Consider the following 16,572-nt stretch of genomic DNA (forward strand, 5'->3'; position numbering starts at 1 on the left):
AACCCTTCATGACTTTATCCTGCACCCTCATTTTTGATCCGTTCGGCCGGCGGGTCTCAATACCGGCCGGCACCACACTGTTTCAAGCCGCTCTTTCCAAGGGCATACTGCTCAGATCCGATTGCGGCGAAAAAGGCACCTGCGGCAAATGCCGGGTGATCGTCGATCATCCGGATTATCTGTCTCCCCGGACCGAACAGGAGCAGAAACTGTTGAAAAAAAGAGGGCCGGATCACCGCCTGGCCTGCCAGGCCCGCGTCCTCAAAGGACCGCTAAGGGTAACAGTTCCGGAAAATCTGGTTCTGGGAGATGAAGTGTTCGGAAAAACCGGCATCCAGGGAAAGTTCAGCATCGATCCGTCGGTGCGGCGGTTTCCTTTGACAGCAGACCAGATCAAAGCGATTGATGACATGACCGTTCTCAGCCGGGAAGAAAAAATCCGCCGGGCCGTGGAAGCCCGATATTCAGAAACAATTGATTTTAAAAACCTCTTACCACTGACCCAACTGGCCGATCCTTATGTGTACACCCATGACCTCACCGTGGTGGTTCAGGAAAACAACCATGTAACCGCCATCCAACCGGGCCTGCTCCCCACAGGGATCGGGATCGCTTTTGATATCGGCACCACCACCATTGCCGCATACATGTGCGACCTGGCGGCCGGCACGATTCTTTCGGCCAAAGCCATGGTCAATCCCCAGCGCAGATATGGGGAAGATGTCATTTCCCGGATATCTGCGGTCAATGACAATCCTGACGCGTTGACGGCCCAGCAGCGTCTGGCAGCCGGCGCCATGAACCATCTGATGGACGTCTGCCTGGAAGAGACCGGACAAAGCCGGGACACCATCGACCGGATCACCGTGGTGGGAAACACCACCATGCAGCATCTGTTTGCCGGACTCAATCCCCATACCTTAGGCACCACGCCTTATCTGCCGGTTTTTCAAGATGCCCTTGTACCGACCTGCAAAGATCTGGGACTTCATGCATCAGATAACGTACCCGTGTTCATTTTCCCGGTGATCTCCGGATTTCTGGGGGGAGATATTCTGGCGGCCTGCCTGGGCGATTTGTCCCATACCCGAAAAGAAACCTCTTTGATCATCGACATCGGCACCAATGGCGAACTCATGCTCTGTACCGGCAACCAAATATGGGCCACCAGCTGTGCCACGGGCCCGGCCCTGGAAGGGGCCCAGATATCCAGCGGCATGAGAGCCGCCACCGGGGCCGTCAGCCGCGTCTGGGTAGACAACGGTGCCATCATCCATGAAACCATTAATCAGGCCCCGGCCATCGGCATCTGCGGCACGGGCGTGATCGATATTCTGGCGGCCATGCGTAAAACCGGGACTATCCGGGAAGACGGAAAATTTGATCCGGACAAACCCGGCGTCACCATTGATGACAAGGGGACCGGCCGGGCATTCACCCTGCCGGGCACGGATGTCCGGTTTGTTCTCAAAGACGTGCGCCAGGTTCAGCTGGCCAAGGCAGCGCTGTCCGTGGGGATCCAGCTGATGCTGGAAAAAGCCGAAGTCACCCGGGTGGACAGAACCATTCTCACCGGTGCGTTCGGTGCCAAATTCGACTGGGAAAATGCCAGAGACATCGGCATGCTGCCGCCGATTATCTGTGAAAATGAAATGATTGCCGCAGAAAACCTGGCCGGCACGGGTGCGGTCATGGCCCTGCTGAACAAAACCTATGAAACGGAAATTAGATCCATGGCCCGGCAGGTCACGTTTATCGATCTGGCGTCAGAACCCGGGTTTGTTGAACGGTTTTCTGCCGCCACCCGGTTTCCGTCCCTGGATTGATTACAAGGACAGTGGTTCAGATATATTATGAGTGAAAACGTTTTTTATTTTATCCTGGTGCAGACCTCCGCCATTGTGTCCGGGATGCTGGTTCTGGGTTCCCTGGGACACATGGTTTACCAGCGCAGAGAGCCCCCCAGCATGATTGCCTGGCTTCTGGCCATTATTCTGCTGCCTTATCTGGCGGTGCCGCTTTATTTTATTCTCAGGAGCCGGAAACTCAAGCGACGGGAAAAAACGGCCCTCAAGCTGGCCAAAAAAGGTGAAATCCCGGACTCAAAAGCCACGCCGATCGACATGGTGCTGCGAAACAACGGAATTGCCGGTGCCACCTTTGGGAACCGGTTTTTCTTTTATACCGACGGTGTCAAAGCCTATAACATGCTCATGGAACAAATCGCTTCCGCCCGGCACACCATTCTTATCTCCACATATGTCTTACGTCCGGATCCCGTGGGAAAAAACGTGCTGTCCGCTCTGACCCGGAAAGCGTCCCAGGGGGTGCAGGTGAAACTACTCATCGACTGCATCGGCTCCCTGCCCCTGTATTTTCGCCAGAAACCGCTGAAAAGCTTAAGAAAAGCCGGGGGACAGGTGGCGTTTTACATGCCGCTGATGACCCGGCCGTTCCAGAACTATATCAATCTGAGAAACCATCGGAAAATCTTTATTTTTGACGATTGCACGGTGCTTTCCGGCGGCATGAACATTTCCAGGGAATATATGGGACCTTCCCCGTATGATCAGCGGTGGACGGACATTCTGTTTTACCTTGAAGGACCGGCCGTGTTTCATTACCGGGAAATTTTCACGGAAGACTGGAATCATACAGCCCGAGAAGAACTGGCCATTCCGGATTTCCTGCCGGAGGCCACGGGAGATGCCACCCTTCAGGTGGTGCCTTCAGGACCGGATATTCCAAGCGATGCCTTATACGAAGCCCTGCTGTTTGCCGTTTTTTCCGCCCGGGAACGTATCTGGATCGTAACGCCCTATTTTGTTCCGGATAAAAGCCTGATGCAGGCGTTGGTCATTGCCTGCCACAGAGGCGTGGATGTAAGGCTCATCACCCCGGCCAGTTCCAATCACCTGATCGCTGACCTGAGCCGGTCCAGTTTCATGCGGGACCTGGCCGGCAAAGGCGTGAAAGTGCTTTTGTATCCCCACGGCATGATTCATGCCAAAGCCATGCTGTTCGATGACCGGGGCGTGGTGATGGGATCTGCCAATTTTGACCAGCGCAGTCTGTTTCTCAATTATGAAGTGGTCAGCTTTGCCTATTCCAGATCCATTATCGATCCATGTGCCGCCTGGATGACCCAGTTGATTGCAGATTGCACCCCCCGTATGCAGCCGGCCGGCCGGTGGCGCCGGATCAGTGAAAACCTCATGAGCGTGTTTGCGCCACTGCTGTGACAGGCCGGGATCCAATAAAATGTTTAAACCGGAAATCCCCTTATTGCGGTCCCCGCTGATTCTGGAAAACAAGATCATTGCTTGTGATTTCGGTATCCTGTGCTGGAATGTTCACAAGGAAAACCTGAAACCGGAATTTGACACCATGATTAAAAACTGGGTCCGGCAGTTTGACATGGATATTCTTCTGTTCCAGGAAGCCGTGTTTCCGGACACGCTGTTTTCCGTGGGCGGGCTGTCCTATGCAGCCGCCGCCAATATCCGAATACGGGAACGCCATTTCGGGGTTCTGACCGCTGCCACAGCCGATATTCACACCAAAACCGATGTCATGTCCCTGGCCAGAGAGACCCTGCTCGCCACCCGGAAAAACATCCTCATGACCCGGTACTGGCTGGGCACCGGGGATCTGCTGCTGGTGGTCAATGTGCATGCCGTCAATTTCACCTCCCGGGCCTGGTATGAATGGGAATTTTCCCGGTTGCTCAAAACGTTGCAGCACCATTCCGGCCCCATGATTCTGGCCGGAGACTTCAACTGCTGGAACCGATCCAGGCTTGAGTTTATCACGGGTCTGACCCGGAAACTGGGCCTGGAACAGGCCCGGCCAAAACGGCCCCATCTGGTGAAACAGGTGTTCGGGTTTGAACTGGACCGCATCTATTTCCGCCAATTGACCCTGAACCACATGGATGCCATGGAAAACCGCCTGTTTTCAGACCATAACCCGCTGCTGGCAAGATTTTCCTGTATCCTTCCCCAATGAGCACATTTTGATTGTGTTGTTAAAATTTGTCTGATATTTCTTTACCGCAGATATCCGGACCATCAAAGTATCTGCTTTATTTTCAACAAGAGGTGACGGCCCCTTCAGGAGAGTGACAATGAACATTATGGAAAAAATTAAAAACCACGGCCTGCTGTTTGACGGTGCCATGGGATCGATCCTCATTTCCAAGGGCCTGGCCGGAAACGAGGCGGCAGAAGCCTGGAATATCCAACACCCGGACATCATCCGGCAGATTCATACGGATTATATTGCTGCCGGGGCGGATGTGGTCAGTGCCAACACCTATGGGGCATCGCTGCTCAAGCTTGAAAAAACAGGCATGTCTAAAGATTTTGAAATGCTCAACCGTGAAGGGGTCCGGCTGGCTAAAACCGCGGGCCATTCAGATCATTATGTGGCTGCGGATTTCGGTGCGATGGGTGACATGCTCGCCCCTGCCGGCCCGGTTTCATTTGAAACAGCAAAAAACTGTTTTGTCCGCCAGGCAGAGATCCTGGAAGATGAGGGGGTTGACCTGTTTCTTGTGGAAACGGTTTTCGATCTCAATGCCGGCCTTTGTGCGGTTCAGGCCATCCAGTCCGTTTCAGGCAAACCCGTTTTCTGTTCTTTGACTTTCAAGGAAACCCCGAAAGGGTTTTACACCATTTTTGGAAATGCACCGGAACACAGCATGAAGGTTCTGGCGGATCACGGTGTTTCTGCGGTGGGGGCCAACTGTTCTCTGGGCAGCGATGCCATGGTGCGGCTGGCGGATCAGATTCGTCAATCCGTGGATATCCCGGTGATCATTCAACCCAATGCCGGAATGCCGGAAATCACAGCGGACAACCACACGGTTTATCCTGAAACCGATGACCTGTTTGCCGCCAACATGAAAAAAATCCGGGATCTGGGGGTGGAAATCATCGGCGGATGCTGCGGCACAACACCGGAAACCATCCGGAAAATCCGCGCTTTGCTTTGAACCGCTTGCCATAGAAAGCAAGGCAGCCGGATATCCGGCACCGGCTGTCTTGCTGATAAATCACCTCAAACCGTGCATTCTTTCATGGTCTGGGCAACTTCCTTGTAAACATCGGAAAATCGCAGCATGCCGATGAATTCGTTTTTTTCCATGACAAAAAGGGTGTCATGCCGATTCACCACAAACAGATGAAAACATTTGGAAAGTGTGTCTTTTGCATCCACGGTCTGACCCTCGTTGGGGATCTTCACAAAATCCTTGACATGGATATCCCCGGCTTTGCGGCACAGGTCCTTGAAGGGGCTCTCCCACAGGTCATATTCTTTACGCATGCCGCTCCAGATATACTTGAGCCCGAATTTTTCCAGGGTTTTTTCCACATTCACCTGGTTGTATTTTTTTTCCAGCCCCTTGAACAGATCGATGGGGGATATTTTTCCGACAATCTGTTTTTTTTCATTTTCCACCAGCATGATCCGCTGGGTGCTTTTCCCGGATAAAAATGCTTCCTGGGCCTTTTCCAGAGCAAAAAGTGCATCGTACAAAGACGCGGTATCCGCAATTTTTGGAAATTGATCTACCGGCACCATCAAATCTTTTACTTTCATTTTTTCCATATCACCCTCCTGGTATTGATTTGTCTTGATCATTTAAAAATATAGAATAGGAAACACATCTGAAAGTCAATGAATTTTGAGATTTTCCCGCACAAAAACATCCGGTGGAACCGCTGACATATTTGTGGATCTATGGTAAAAATCATGAGACAATTAAATTTTGTTACCTGATGCCAAGCAATGGAGACCTTCATGAAAGATACCCGACTGTCCATCACTGAAAAACCGGTTGACACCCTTGACTCCGATCTGGTGGTCTATTTTGCCACCCAGCGCAAAGAAATGCCGCCTTTATGTGACACGGCTGTCAAAGCCCTGGTGAAAAACGCCCATGCACTGGGGGATTTTACCGGCAAAGCCGATGAAACACTGCTGTACTATCCTTTGGCCGGCACCCGGACCGATTCCGCCGGTGCCAGACGGATCCTGATCCTGGGACTGGGAAAGGCGGATTCGCAGAAACTTGCCCCTGAGTTTTTTGAAACCCTTCGCAAGCAGGGCGGCAATATCGCCAAAACCTGTGAAAAGACAAAGACCGGGACCCTGGCTGTCTGCCTGCCTCAGATTTCAGGAATTTCTGTGGAAAAAATCGTTGAAGCCCTGGCCGAAGGAATCCTGCTGGGAGATTACCGGTTTTCAAAATACAAACAGACCACCCGGAAAAAAACCGATTATCCGGGCATTTCTTCCATCTGGTTTTCCTGTGACAAAGGCGCGCCATCCGCCCGGAAAGGCGCAAAAAAAGCCATGAACACGGCGGATGCCGCCTGCAAGGCCCGAGACATGGCCAATGAACCGGGCAACGGATGGACGTCTGAAGCGTTTGCCGATTATGCCGGATCCCTGGCCGACACCCACGGCCTGACCTGTACCTGTCTGGGAATAAAAGAGATGAAAAAACTGGGCATGGGCGGGATTTTAGGGGTGAACCAGGGATCGACCACCCCGCCCTGCCTGGTGATCCTGGAGTATGACCCGGGCAAAAAAGCCGATACCCTGCTGCTGGTGGGAAAGGGACTGACCTTTGATACCGGTGGCATCAGCATCAAACCGGCTGCAGGCATGGAGGAGATGAAATATGACATGTGTGGCGGGGCCGCCGTCCTGGCGGCCATGGCTGCCGTGGCCAGAGAAAAACCCCGCCTCCGGGTGGTGGCCATGATACCGGCCACGGACAACATGCCGAGCGGATCCGCCTTAAAGCCCGGGGACATCATCACCCATGTGAACCAGGTGACCTCCGAAGTGGTGAACACGGACGCGGAAGGCCGGCTCATCCTGGCCGATGCCCTGGCCCACGGCATCAAGACGTTTCAACCTGACTGCGTGGTGGATATCGCCACCCTCACCGGGGCCGTGATCATCGGTTTAGGCCATCACTATACGGGCATGGTGTCCAACAGCGACGATCTGTCCCGGCGCCTGGAAGCGGCCGGACAGGAAGCCGGAGAGCCGGTGTGGCGCCTGCCGCTGAACAAAGATTATATCAAGCAGATCGAATCCAAGGTCGCGGATATCAAAAACACGGGAGGCAAGGCCGGGGGCACCATCACAGCAGCCGCCTACCTGTCCAAATTTGTGGGAGACACCCCCTGGGCCCATTTGGACATTGCCGGCACGGCCTGGGATTTCACTGAAAAATCCTATATTCCCAAAGGCCCTTCCGGCACGGGAGTCCGGACCTTTATCCAGCTGATCCGGTCCTGGAAAAAATGGAACCCCGCCGGATGAAACAGCGCACAGACCCCATGATGATTCCGGAATTTGAAAAAATCGTCCGCCAGGTGGGTTCCGTGGTGCTGGGCAAAGAACCTCAGATCCGCCTGGCCCTGGCCTGTCTTTTTGCCAAAGGACATCTGCTCATCGAAGATCTGCCCGGCATCGGCAAAACCACGCTGGCAAAAGTGCTGGCCCGGTGTATGGGACTGAAATTTCAGCGCATGCAGTTTACTTCAGACCTGTTGCCCGGGGATATTCTGGGCATGTCGGTGTTTGACTCGCATACGGCCACGTTCACCTTTCATCCCGGTCCCATTTTCACCCAGGTATTTTTAGCCGATGAGATCAACCGGGCCACGCCCAAAAGCCAGAGCGCCCTGCTGGAAGCCATGGAAGAGGAGCAGGTAACCATTGAAGGAGAAACCCGGTCCCTGGAAGCCCCTTTTTTTGTCATCGCCACCCAGAACCCCATGGAACAGGCCGGCACCTTTGCCTTGCCCGAATCCCAGATGGACCGGTTTCTCATGCGCATCCACTTAGGGTACCCGGACCGGGCCGCAGAAAAACAGATTCTGACCGGCACGGGTGCGGAACCGGCCCTGGCGGCCGTTACCCCCTTTATGGACAAAACCGAAGTGCTCAAGATCCAAAAGGCCGTGGAACAGGTCCATGTGTCAGACACGTTTTTGACCTATCTCCAGGATATCCTGGCGTTCACCCGCACATCCGGAAAATTTCAGGTGGGGCTGTCCCCCCGGGCCGGGCTGTCCCTGTCCCGGGCGGCCCGGTCCTGGGCATATCTTCATGGCCGGGACCATACCCTGCCCGAAGACCTTCAGCAGATCCTGCCCTGGGTGGCCGGGCACCGCTTGAGATCCAGCCGGGACCTGATTGAATTTTCCCGGGACCCGCTCATGGATCTGTTCAGCACCGTGCCGGTCCCCGTGTGATGCAGGCCCGGAACTGACTTTGCCATGATGATACACAAAAAACACCTGTCCATCCGCCCCACCCGGCACGGACTGCTGTTTTTGATTATCCTGGGAGCCATGATGGCCGGTTCAATCAACTACAACAACAATGCCGGATTTATCCTGGTTTTCCTTTTAGGCGGCATGGCGTTGATCTCTTTGTTCTACTCTCTGAAAAACCTGATCGGACTGAGCCTTTTTTTTGTTTCCGCATCCCCGGTATTTGCCGGCCGCACCGCCCGGTTCACTTTTCAGGTGCAGGCAAACGGCATGGAACGGGCAGGGGTGACCCTGGCTCTGCCGGAACAGGCAGACATTCTGGAAACAAGCCTGTTGAAACATGAAACCAAAACCGTACACCTGCCTTTAAAAACAACCGCACGAGGCGTTTTCACCCCCGGTTCCCTGACGGTGTCCTCGGTGTTTCCCTTTGGTTTTTTTTGTCTCACCACCCGGATGTCCCTGCCCATGAGCTGCCTGGTGTATCCCTCTCCCGCAGACGGGCCTGTCACACCGGTCAAGGGAGGCGGTGATCTTGATGGAACCGCTGGTTCCCGGTTTTCAGGGCCGGATGATTTCCAGGGCCTGTCTTTGTATCAGCCCGGCCATGATGTGGGGCGTATCGCCTGGAAAGCGGTTTCCAAAGGTCAGGGGGTCTTTGTCAAGGATTTTACGGCCGGGGCCGGCGGATTCATGATGCTGGATTTTGATGCCATTGCTTCCACAGATACGGAATTCAAACTGTCCCGGCTGTGCCGCATGGTGGTTTCAGCGGACCGCAACAAAACCCCCTATGGGCTGAAACTGCCGGACCGGGTGATCCCTCCGGCCCAGGGGCCGGGACACAAACATCAGTGCCTCAGGGCCCTGGCCCTGTATGGAAAAAAGGATTCTTTGTCTTGAAACACCCGGACGGCCATGTGGTTCCCGTTATCAGTGCCCTGGCAGTGGCCATGGCCCCCCATGTCTCAGGCCTGCCCGGGTGGATCATTGCCTGGTGTGTTTTCATGTGGCTGTACATGCTGGTGCAGCTTAAAACAAGATGGCCTGTTCCCGGCCCTGTGCTTCGCCATGTACTGGCTTTTGCCGGCATCATCGGACTTCTGGCCACCTTCCGGGTACAGATCGGGGCCGATGCCTTTGTGGGGCTCATGGCGGTGATGGCGGGCATCAAACCCTTTGAAATGGCCACCCACCGCCACCGGATGATCACGGTGCTGCTCACCTATTTTATCATCATCACCAGCCTGTTTCGATCCGAGTCCCTGTGGACCGTGCTGTACATGTTTGTGAGCGTCTTTGTCACCACCCTGGCACTGGTGCGCATCAACCACCCCCGGGGCCGGTTCCGGCCCGGCATCACGCTGACGGCCCGGATCATGGCCCAGGCCGTTCCGCTGATGATTCTGCTGTTTCTTTTGTTTCCCCGGCTTCAGCAGGGCCTGTTTTCCGTGGAAACCCCAGGTTCGGGCCAGTCCGGGTTTGCAGAAATTCTGAGCCCGGGCAGCATCTCCCGCATGGCCCGGGATCCGTCCGTGGCCTTTCGGGCGGATTTTGACGGGACCTTGCCCCAGACCCGGGGTCTGTACTGGCGGGGCATTGTGTTTAACCGGTTCAACGGGGTCCAGTGGCATCCAGCAGACCGCCCGGCTTTTGTCCATTCCAGGCAGCGCGATCTGACCGGTTCGGTCACATACACCATTGTTTTAGAGCCCCATAAAAGCCGGTGGCTGCTTGCCCTGGACCGGCCCGTGGATGCACCCCCCGGGGCCCGTTTGACCACGGATCACACCCTTTTTGCCGGACGGCCCGTGACCCGCCGGCGTGTGTATCAGGCAATTTCCATGATGGATACGGCCCTGAAAAAAAAGGAACCCGTTCCGTCACCCGTGGCTTTAGGGACTGACAACAATCCGGATACCCGGTCTTTGGCCCGGTCTCTGGCAAAAGGCCTTTCAGATCCCCGGGAAAAACTGGACCGGATGCTGGCTTTTTTCAAAGAAAACCATTTCACCTATACACTGACTCCGCCTTTGGCCAAGGCCCATCCTGTGGATGATTTTGTGATCAAAACCCGGCAGGGGTATTGTGAACATTATGCCGGTGCCCTGGCGTTCATGATGAATGTATTGAATGTACCGGCCCGGGTGGTGGGGGGATATCTGGGCGGAGAGCTCAATCCTTATGGCGATTATATCACGGTCCGCCAGTCCTCAGCCCACGCCTGGGTGGAAGTGTTTATGCCGGATAAGGGATGGGTCCGGGTGGATCCCACCCTGGTGGTGGCACCCGAACGCCTGGAACAGAATCCGGACGGCTCTTTTCTCAATTCTTCAGGTACCGGCGCCATCCCGGTCCACAAACGACTGGCCTTTATGCTGGAAGCGGCAAATCTGAAATGGGAAGCCTGGTTCACGGGATATTCCTTTGCGGCCCAGAAAGAATTGATGGCCCAGCTGGGGGTGGACACGGCCCGGGGACAATGGCGAACGATCCTTTTGCTTGTAAGCCTGACCCTGCTGGTTCTGGCCCTTTTTCTCCGATTTTTTCTGCACCGGCTTGGCCCGGAAAAAAAAGACCCCGTGGCAGAGGCATATACCCTTTTCTGCAAACGCCTGGCGCGTATCGGCCTGGTTCGGCCACCGAATCTCGGGCCTGTGGATTTTCTGAATCACGTCAATACCCTGCGGCCGGATCTGGCAGACAACGCCCGGACCATCACAGACCTGTATGTTCAGATCCGGTTTGGCAAAACCCATTCCAACGCCCTGACAAAACAACTGATCACCCATGTCCGGCACTTCAAGCCGTCCGGCCGGGCCAAAACACCTTCCCACAAATGGAACAGCCATTGATGACACCGACCCGCAAAAAAACATCCGTGCCCAGAAAAAAAAGGGTTCACCATCAGACATCCTTTTCAATCCCCCGGGCAGAACAGGAGCTGATTCAACAAAATCTGATGCGCTGGTATCAGGCCCATCACCGGCAACTTCCCTGGCGGGACATCACCGACCCATACCGCATCTGGGTATCTGAAGTCATGCTCCAGCAGACCCAGGTCAAAACAGTGGTGCCTTATTTCCTCAAATTTCTGGCAGCGTTCCCCACCCTCAAAGATCTGGCGGAAGCCGATCCGGGCCGGGTGCTCAAACTCTGGGAAGGACTGGGATATTATGCCCGGGCCAGAAACCTGCACAAGGCGGCCCGGCAACTGATTTCTTTTTCAGACGGCCGCATTCCGGACCGGTTTTCCGATTTCAAAGCCCTGCCCGGGGTGGGGGATTATATTGCATCCGCAGTATTGAGCATCGCCTTTGGAAAGGCCCATGCCGTGGTGGACGGCAATGTCAAACGGGTTCTGTCCCGGTTGTTCTGCCTGGATGTGCCAGTGAACCATTCCTCGGCCCATGGAACGTTCAAACCCTTGGCTGAAGCGCTTTTGGACCGGACAGATCCCGGCGGTTTCAACCAGGCGGTCATGGAACTGGGGGCGTTGATCTGCACCCCGGCATCCCCGGACTGCACGGCCTGCCCATTGAAAGATCTGTGCTGTGCTCAGACCGAATCCCGGATCAAAGAATTTCCGGTGCGGCTGGCACGCAAAAAAACGCCCTGTTTTCATATCAGTACCGGCATTGTCATAAAAAACAATAAACTGCTGATCACCCAGAGAAACCCGGACGGGCTTTTAGGCGGGTTGTGGGAGTTTCCCGGCGGCAAGGTGGAAAAAAATGAAACCGCGAAAGATGCCTGTATCCGGGAGATCAAAGAGGAAACCGGGCTCACGGTCCGGGTGTCTTCTTTTCTGACCCGAATCAAGCATGCATATACCCATTTTAAGATTGAAATGGATGTGTTTTACTGTGATTATATATCCGGGGATGTGGCCTTGAACGGCCCCGTGGATTTTCAGTGGATCTGTTTGCAGGAAATCGATGGGTTTGCTTTTCCCGGGGCCAACCTTAAATTTATTGAATTGCTTGACCAAAACCCGGCACTATAGGATTTTTTAACATGCGTGCTGAAACCAATACCAGAAAAAATATTGAAAAAATCACCTGGATCGGGCTGGTTGCCAATGTGGCTCTGGCCGTGATCAAACTGATCATCGGCGTGGCCGGCAGCAGCCAGGCCGTGGTGGCGGACGCGCTACACAGTTTTTCGGACACGGCATCCGATCTGGTGATCCTGTTCGGGGTCCGGTACTGGACGGCGCCGCCGGATGACTGTCATCCCTTCGGCCACCAGAAAATCGAATCTTTTGTCACCATTGTCATCAGCCTGATCCTTTTAGGGGTGGCTGCCGGCATCGGATATAACGCCATTGTTTCTCTGATGCATCCCGTCACCCCCCGGCTGAGCCCCATTGTTCTTGCCGCACCGCTGCTGTCTCTGGTGGTCAAGGAAATTCTGTACCGCATCACATTTACCGCCGGTGTGACAAACCGGTCCTCCTCGTTAAAAGCCAATGCCTGGCACCACCGCACGGATGCCCTGTCCTCCATTCCCGTGCTGGTGGCCGTGACTGCCGGACTCATCTCACCGAAACTGGCGTTTCTGGACCCGGTGGCAGCCATCCTGGTATCTGTCTTTATCATCAAGGTGGGAATCGATATTTTAGGCGACAGCCTGGCCGAGCTTACAGACAAGGGCATGTCCCCGAAAGACCGGATTGAGATTCAGGCCCTGATCCAGAGGATTCCCCATGTTCAGGGCACACATCGGATCCGGTCCCGAAAAATCGGCGGATCTTTTTATATGGACCTTCATCTGGAGGTGGAGGGACAGATGAGTGTGCGCCAGGGCCATGAGATTTCCGAAACCGCTAGGCAAACCCTGATGGCCCGGTACCCCAAAGTCATTGATGTGATGGTCCACCTGGAACCGGCAGATGAAAATCCGGGAATAAAACCGGGGTAATATCTGTCTATAATTTATAAAAAGGATTGAATTGATTCATCACCTGATTATCTTAAATGCCATGGAGGCAAGGTCAGGATGATGATGACATGAAATCTGAAACAAATAAAACCAACCACCGGTTTAAAACGCTGGCATATCCGCATATGTCACTGGTGTATAACGTGGCTCTCAAATATACCGGCAATGCGTTTGATGCCCATGACCTTGTTCAGGAAACCTATCTGATGGCTTTTAAATATTTTTATCAACTCAAGGATCCGGACCGGATCAAACCCTGGCTGCTGAAAATTCTGCGCAACAATTTTCTGAAAACATGCCGGACAAATACTGAGAAACACCAGCAGCAACAAACCGATTACATTGAGCATCTCAAATCCTGTGTGGAAAAAATCGATACAGACGACCGGCTGGCCCTGGCCGCAGACACCCGGCTGGTGAATCAGGCCATTGATGCGCTGCCGGTGAAATTCAAAGACGTCTTGACCCTGTATTACATGCAAGATATGCCGTACAAAGAGATCGCCGCTGCCCTGGATATCCCCATGGGCACGGTGATGTCCCGGCTGAACCGGGCCAGGGAACGGTTGAAAACCATACTGCTCGACCAGTTGCAGGACCGCCGGCACATCTTTCAGATCCATCTTGAAACGGAATCGACCTGACCCATGAACTGCGATACATTTTTACAGTGGATGAAAACCCATACCGGCCGGGGAATGCCGGAAAATCCGGAAGTGATAGACCATCTGACGTCCTGCCCGGCATGCCGACAGCTCTTTTCTCTGGACGTCTGCCTGGAGTCCGCGATCCAGCAGGCGTTTACACCCCACAACCTGCCGGCGGGCCTGGCTGAAACCATTGACGACTGCCTGGATCAGTTCAATCATTCCCACCCGCCCATGGATTTGCCCGGACATGTCCAATCGCCACCCGTGAAATCGACTGACCCTTTTTTCAAAAATGACACAGACAAAACAGCACTGATGAAAAAATCCATTCAAAAACAACTCAGGCATTGAAACTGACTGCCACAATGTGATATATGTCCCTTTGATATGCCACCACAACCTGAAAACACAAAGGAATCCCCGTGAAAATTGTTTCCATTGCCGTCAGCAAAAAAAAAGGTACGGTCAAACAATGTGTCGACCAGGCAGAACTTCTGGAAAACCACGGCATCCAGGGGGATGCCCATGCCGGGGACTGGCACCGGCAGCTCAGTTTTCTGGCGTCTGAAAGCATTGATGCCGCCAGCACCCCGGAATTTGTCCTGACTTTCGGGGATTTTGCCGAAAACATCGCCACCACCGGTATTGACTGGAAATCCCAGACAATCGGGCAAAAAGTCCGCTTAGGGGACACGGCCCTGGTAGAGATCACCCAGATCGGCAAACAATGCCATAAAAAATGCGCCATCTATTACCGCACCGGCGACTGCATCATGCCTAAACAAGGCGTGTTTGCAAAAATTCTGACCGGCGGCACCATCCGCGTGGGCGATGAGATCAATCTTATGGAATGACCGATATCCGGATCAACTCCGGCCCAGGCTTTTATCACCGGCATCCATCCATTCAACCCTGAACCAGGAAACCGACTTTCATGACATATAAAATCGAACTTAAAGATGCGGTCAAAGGCTACACCTATGACCAGGACAAAATCATCTCTCCGGAAAAAACCGTGGCACAGTTCAAAAACAAAGCCGCTGAAGCCGGACTGGATATTTTGAACCGGACCCGGCGCATTGACAACGGCCGTTTGGATATTCCCGTGTTTTTCAGTGAGTGCGGGGCCCATGCCAGAAAAGTTATCGGCACCAACAAACAGATGGGAAAGGGCGGGACCCCGGCCCAGTCCGAAGCCAGTGCGGTCATGGAACTGGCGGAACGGTTCAGTTTTTTTTCCTTTGTCAAAGACCCCACCCGTTTTTTTAAAGCCCGGCCCAAAGACCTGGACGACACCGCGCTTCCTTTTGACCAGATCATCCGATCCGTGCATGATACCAAAGAAGACGCTTTGAAAATCAAGCATATATTCGACGATCTCACCCTGCAATGGACCCGAGGGTATAACCTGACCCTGGAAAAAGAGGTACTGATCCCGTTCAACTGGTTTTACATGATCAATGAGTTTAACGGCCCGTGTGCCGGCAACTGCAATGAAGAAGCCCTGATCCAGGGCATTTGCGAACTGGTGGAACGGCATACCTCATCACGGGTGAGCCACGGGAATCTTCATGTACCGGGGATCCGCACCGACACATTCACCGATCCCCTGGTCAAAGAGATGCTGGCCAAATACAAAAAATGCGGGATCCAGATTCATGCGTCTGATTTTTCCCTGGACACGGGCATCCCCACCATTGCAGTACTGGCCTGGGATCCTGCCACATTCCCGGAAAAAAGCGAGATCGTGTGGACCGCGGGCACCTCGCCCGACCCCCAGAAAGCCATGAGCCGGGCCCTGACGGAAGTGGCCCAGCTGGCCGGAGATTTCAATACCGGGTCCAATTACGAAGCATCGGGCCTTCCCAAATTCACCCGCATCGAAGATGCCGCTTTGATCACCCAACCCGATACCCTGGTAACCCTGGCCGACCTGCCGGATCTGTCAGACCCCAACATCCGGGTGGAAGTGGAAAACCTGATTTCCGCCCTGAAGAAAAAAGACTTTCAGATCCTGGCCATTGACACCCGGCACCCGGACCTGGACATTCCGGCTTTTTACACCATCATTCCCGGGGCCCATTTCCGGGAACGGGCCGTATCCGCCAGCGTGGGCATGTTCACGGCCCGGCTCATCATTGAAACCCTGGACCCCATCCAGGCCCTGGACCGGCTGGAGGCCCTGGAAACGGCTTTGCCGGACAAATATTACACCCGTTTCTACAAAGGCCTGGTATACAACGCCATCGGAGAATATCCCACCGCCCTGGAGGAATTTGAAGCAGCCATGGACAGGGAACCGGCCCGGCTGAACCGGCCGGACATCTGTTCCCACATGGGGGCCTGCCTCAAGGATCTGGGCCAGTATGACCGGGCTGTGGAAATCTGCACCCGGGGCCTGGCCGTGGACGACCAGCGCCCGGACCTGCTCAACACCATGGGGGTGTGCCATTTTCTGCAAAAAAACCACCACAAAGCCATCACCTGCTTTGAACAGGCCCTGGAAATCGATCCGTCCCAGGCCATCAACTATGCCAATATCGGCTCCAACTACCGGGAACTGGGAGAACCGGCCCTGGCCGTCAAATTCTATGAAATGGCTTTGGAAATCGATCCCACCATTGAGTTTGCCAGGGACAATATTCAGAAACTGAAGGATAAAAGCTGAAGAAACC

At 54.2% G+C, this 16,572-nt stretch carries 15 protein-coding genes; 14 read left to right on the forward strand and 1 reads right to left on the reverse strand.

From position 1 onward, the window contains the following. Positions 1-8 precede the first annotated feature (8 nt). The 4 genes from DPO_RS14395 (at position 9) to DPO_RS14410 (ending at position 4,996) form a co-directional block, all read left to right on the forward strand. Positions 9-1,826: an ASKHA domain-containing protein gene (locus DPO_RS14395; RefSeq protein ID WP_006966783.1), complete on the forward strand. Its 1,818-nt coding sequence runs from the start codon at positions 9-11 to the stop codon at positions 1,824-1,826. 27 nt (positions 1,827-1,853) lie between these two features. Then, on the forward strand, positions 1,854-3,242 hold the full coding sequence (locus DPO_RS14400) for a phospholipase D-like domain-containing protein (protein WP_006966784.1): 1,389 nt from the start codon (positions 1,854-1,856) through the stop codon (positions 3,240-3,242). Between the two features lie 19 nt (positions 3,243-3,261). Then, on the forward strand, positions 3,262-4,008 hold the full coding sequence (locus DPO_RS14405) for an endonuclease/exonuclease/phosphatase family protein (RefSeq protein WP_006966785.1): 747 nt from the start codon (positions 3,262-3,264) through the stop codon (positions 4,006-4,008). 118 nt (positions 4,009-4,126) lie between these two features. Then, positions 4,127-4,996 (forward strand): homocysteine S-methyltransferase family protein, encoded by an 870-nt coding sequence (locus DPO_RS14410; protein WP_006966786.1) that lies wholly within the window; start codon positions 4,127-4,129, stop codon positions 4,994-4,996. Positions 4,997-5,061: 65 nt separating this feature from the next. Here the strand turns inward: DPO_RS14410 and DPO_RS14415 are convergent, their stop codons facing one another. After that, positions 5,062-5,613, reverse strand: coding sequence for a CBS domain-containing protein (locus tag DPO_RS14415; protein WP_006966787.1), 552 nt, complete (start codon positions 5,611-5,613; stop codon positions 5,062-5,064). A gap of 192 nt (positions 5,614-5,805) precedes the next feature. On the opposite strand from DPO_RS14415, the gene DPO_RS14420 reads away from it, so the two are divergent. From DPO_RS14420 to DPO_RS14465, 10 genes are all read left to right on the forward strand, one after another. After that, positions 5,806-7,344 carry a leucyl aminopeptidase gene (locus tag DPO_RS14420; protein ID WP_006966788.1) on the forward strand — a complete coding sequence of 513 codons (1,539 nt, stop codon included), beginning with the start codon at positions 5,806-5,808 and terminating at the stop codon, positions 7,342-7,344. Beyond that, on the forward strand, positions 7,341-8,282 hold the full coding sequence (locus DPO_RS14425) for an AAA family ATPase (RefSeq protein ID WP_006966789.1): 942 nt from the start codon (positions 7,341-7,343) through the stop codon (positions 8,280-8,282). The genes DPO_RS14420 and DPO_RS14425 overlap by 4 nt, the downstream gene beginning before the upstream one ends. A 24-nt stretch (positions 8,283-8,306) precedes the next feature. After that, complete coding sequence (locus DPO_RS24025) at positions 8,307-9,206, forward strand: DUF58 domain-containing protein (RefSeq protein ID WP_006966790.1); 900 nt, start codon at positions 8,307-8,309, stop codon at positions 9,204-9,206. After that, entirely contained in the window at positions 9,203-11,158 is a 1,956-nt protein-coding gene (locus DPO_RS14435) for a transglutaminase TgpA family protein (protein WP_006966791.1), read from the forward strand. Before DPO_RS24025 ends, DPO_RS14435 begins: the two co-directional genes overlap by 4 nt. Beyond that, entirely contained in the window at positions 11,158-12,309 is a 1,152-nt protein-coding gene (gene mutY, locus DPO_RS14440) for an A/G-specific adenine glycosylase (protein ID WP_006966792.1), read from the forward strand. Before DPO_RS14435 ends, mutY begins: the two co-directional genes overlap by 1 nt. An 11-nt stretch (positions 12,310-12,320) precedes the next feature. Further along, positions 12,321-13,226, forward strand: coding sequence for a cation diffusion facilitator family transporter (locus DPO_RS14445; RefSeq protein WP_006966793.1), 906 nt, complete (start codon positions 12,321-12,323; stop codon positions 13,224-13,226). A gap of 89 nt (positions 13,227-13,315) precedes the next feature. Next, the gene (locus tag DPO_RS14450; RefSeq protein WP_006966794.1) at positions 13,316-13,891 is read left to right on the forward strand and encodes a sigma-70 family RNA polymerase sigma factor; all 576 of its coding nucleotides are present in this window, start codon (positions 13,316-13,318) and stop codon (positions 13,889-13,891) included. Positions 13,892-13,894: 3 nt separating this feature from the next. Then, positions 13,895-14,248, forward strand: a complete 354-nt coding sequence (locus DPO_RS14455) for an anti-sigma factor (RefSeq protein WP_006966795.1) — start codon at positions 13,895-13,897, stop codon at positions 14,246-14,248. A 71-nt stretch (positions 14,249-14,319) separates the two neighbouring features. Then, positions 14,320-14,751, forward strand: coding sequence for an MOSC domain-containing protein (locus DPO_RS14460; protein ID WP_006966796.1), 432 nt, complete (start codon positions 14,320-14,322; stop codon positions 14,749-14,751). A gap of 80 nt (positions 14,752-14,831) precedes the next feature. Then, positions 14,832-16,565, forward strand: coding sequence for a YcaO-like family protein (locus DPO_RS14465; RefSeq protein WP_006966797.1), 1,734 nt, complete (start codon positions 14,832-14,834; stop codon positions 16,563-16,565). The last annotated feature ends 7 nt before the right edge of the window (positions 16,566-16,572 follow it).

The sequence above is a fragment of the Desulfotignum phosphitoxidans DSM 13687 genome (genome assembly GCF_000350545.1).
GTDB classification, from domain to species: Bacteria; Desulfobacterota; Desulfobacteria; order Desulfobacterales; family Desulfobacteraceae; genus Desulfotignum; species Desulfotignum phosphitoxidans.

What these genes read in the sequence shown, in the direction of transcription:
- DPO_RS14395 (WP_006966783.1), top strand. Translation starts at nt 9, where the DNA reads ATGACTTTATCCTGCACCCTCATTTTTGATCCGTTCGGCCGGCGGGTC.
- DPO_RS14400 (WP_006966784.1), top strand. Translation starts at nt 1,854, where the DNA reads ATGAGTGAAAACGTTTTTTATTTTATCCTGGTGCAGACCTCCGCCATT.
- DPO_RS14405 (WP_006966785.1), top strand. Translation starts at nt 3,262, where the DNA reads ATGTTTAAACCGGAAATCCCCTTATTGCGGTCCCCGCTGATTCTGGAA.
- DPO_RS14410 (WP_006966786.1), top strand. Translation starts at nt 4,127, where the DNA reads ATGAACATTATGGAAAAAATTAAAAACCACGGCCTGCTGTTTGACGGT.
- DPO_RS14415 (WP_006966787.1), bottom strand. Translation starts at nt 5,613, where the DNA reads ATGGAAAAAATGAAAGTAAAAGATTTGATGGTGCCGGTAGATCAATTT.
- DPO_RS14420 (WP_006966788.1), top strand. Translation starts at nt 5,806, where the DNA reads ATGAAAGATACCCGACTGTCCATCACTGAAAAACCGGTTGACACCCTT.
- DPO_RS14425 (WP_006966789.1), top strand. Translation starts at nt 7,341, where the DNA reads ATGAAACAGCGCACAGACCCCATGATGATTCCGGAATTTGAAAAAATC.
- DPO_RS24025 (WP_006966790.1), top strand. Translation starts at nt 8,307, where the DNA reads ATGATGATACACAAAAAACACCTGTCCATCCGCCCCACCCGGCACGGA.
- mutY (WP_006966792.1), top strand. Translation starts at nt 11,158, where the DNA reads ATGACACCGACCCGCAAAAAAACATCCGTGCCCAGAAAAAAAAGGGTT.
- DPO_RS14445 (WP_006966793.1), top strand. Translation starts at nt 12,321, where the DNA reads ATGCGTGCTGAAACCAATACCAGAAAAAATATTGAAAAAATCACCTGG.
- DPO_RS14450 (WP_006966794.1), top strand. Translation starts at nt 13,316, where the DNA reads ATGAAATCTGAAACAAATAAAACCAACCACCGGTTTAAAACGCTGGCA.
- DPO_RS14455 (WP_006966795.1), top strand. Translation starts at nt 13,895, where the DNA reads ATGAACTGCGATACATTTTTACAGTGGATGAAAACCCATACCGGCCGG.
- DPO_RS14465 (WP_006966797.1), top strand. Translation starts at nt 14,832, where the DNA reads ATGACATATAAAATCGAACTTAAAGATGCGGTCAAAGGCTACACCTAT.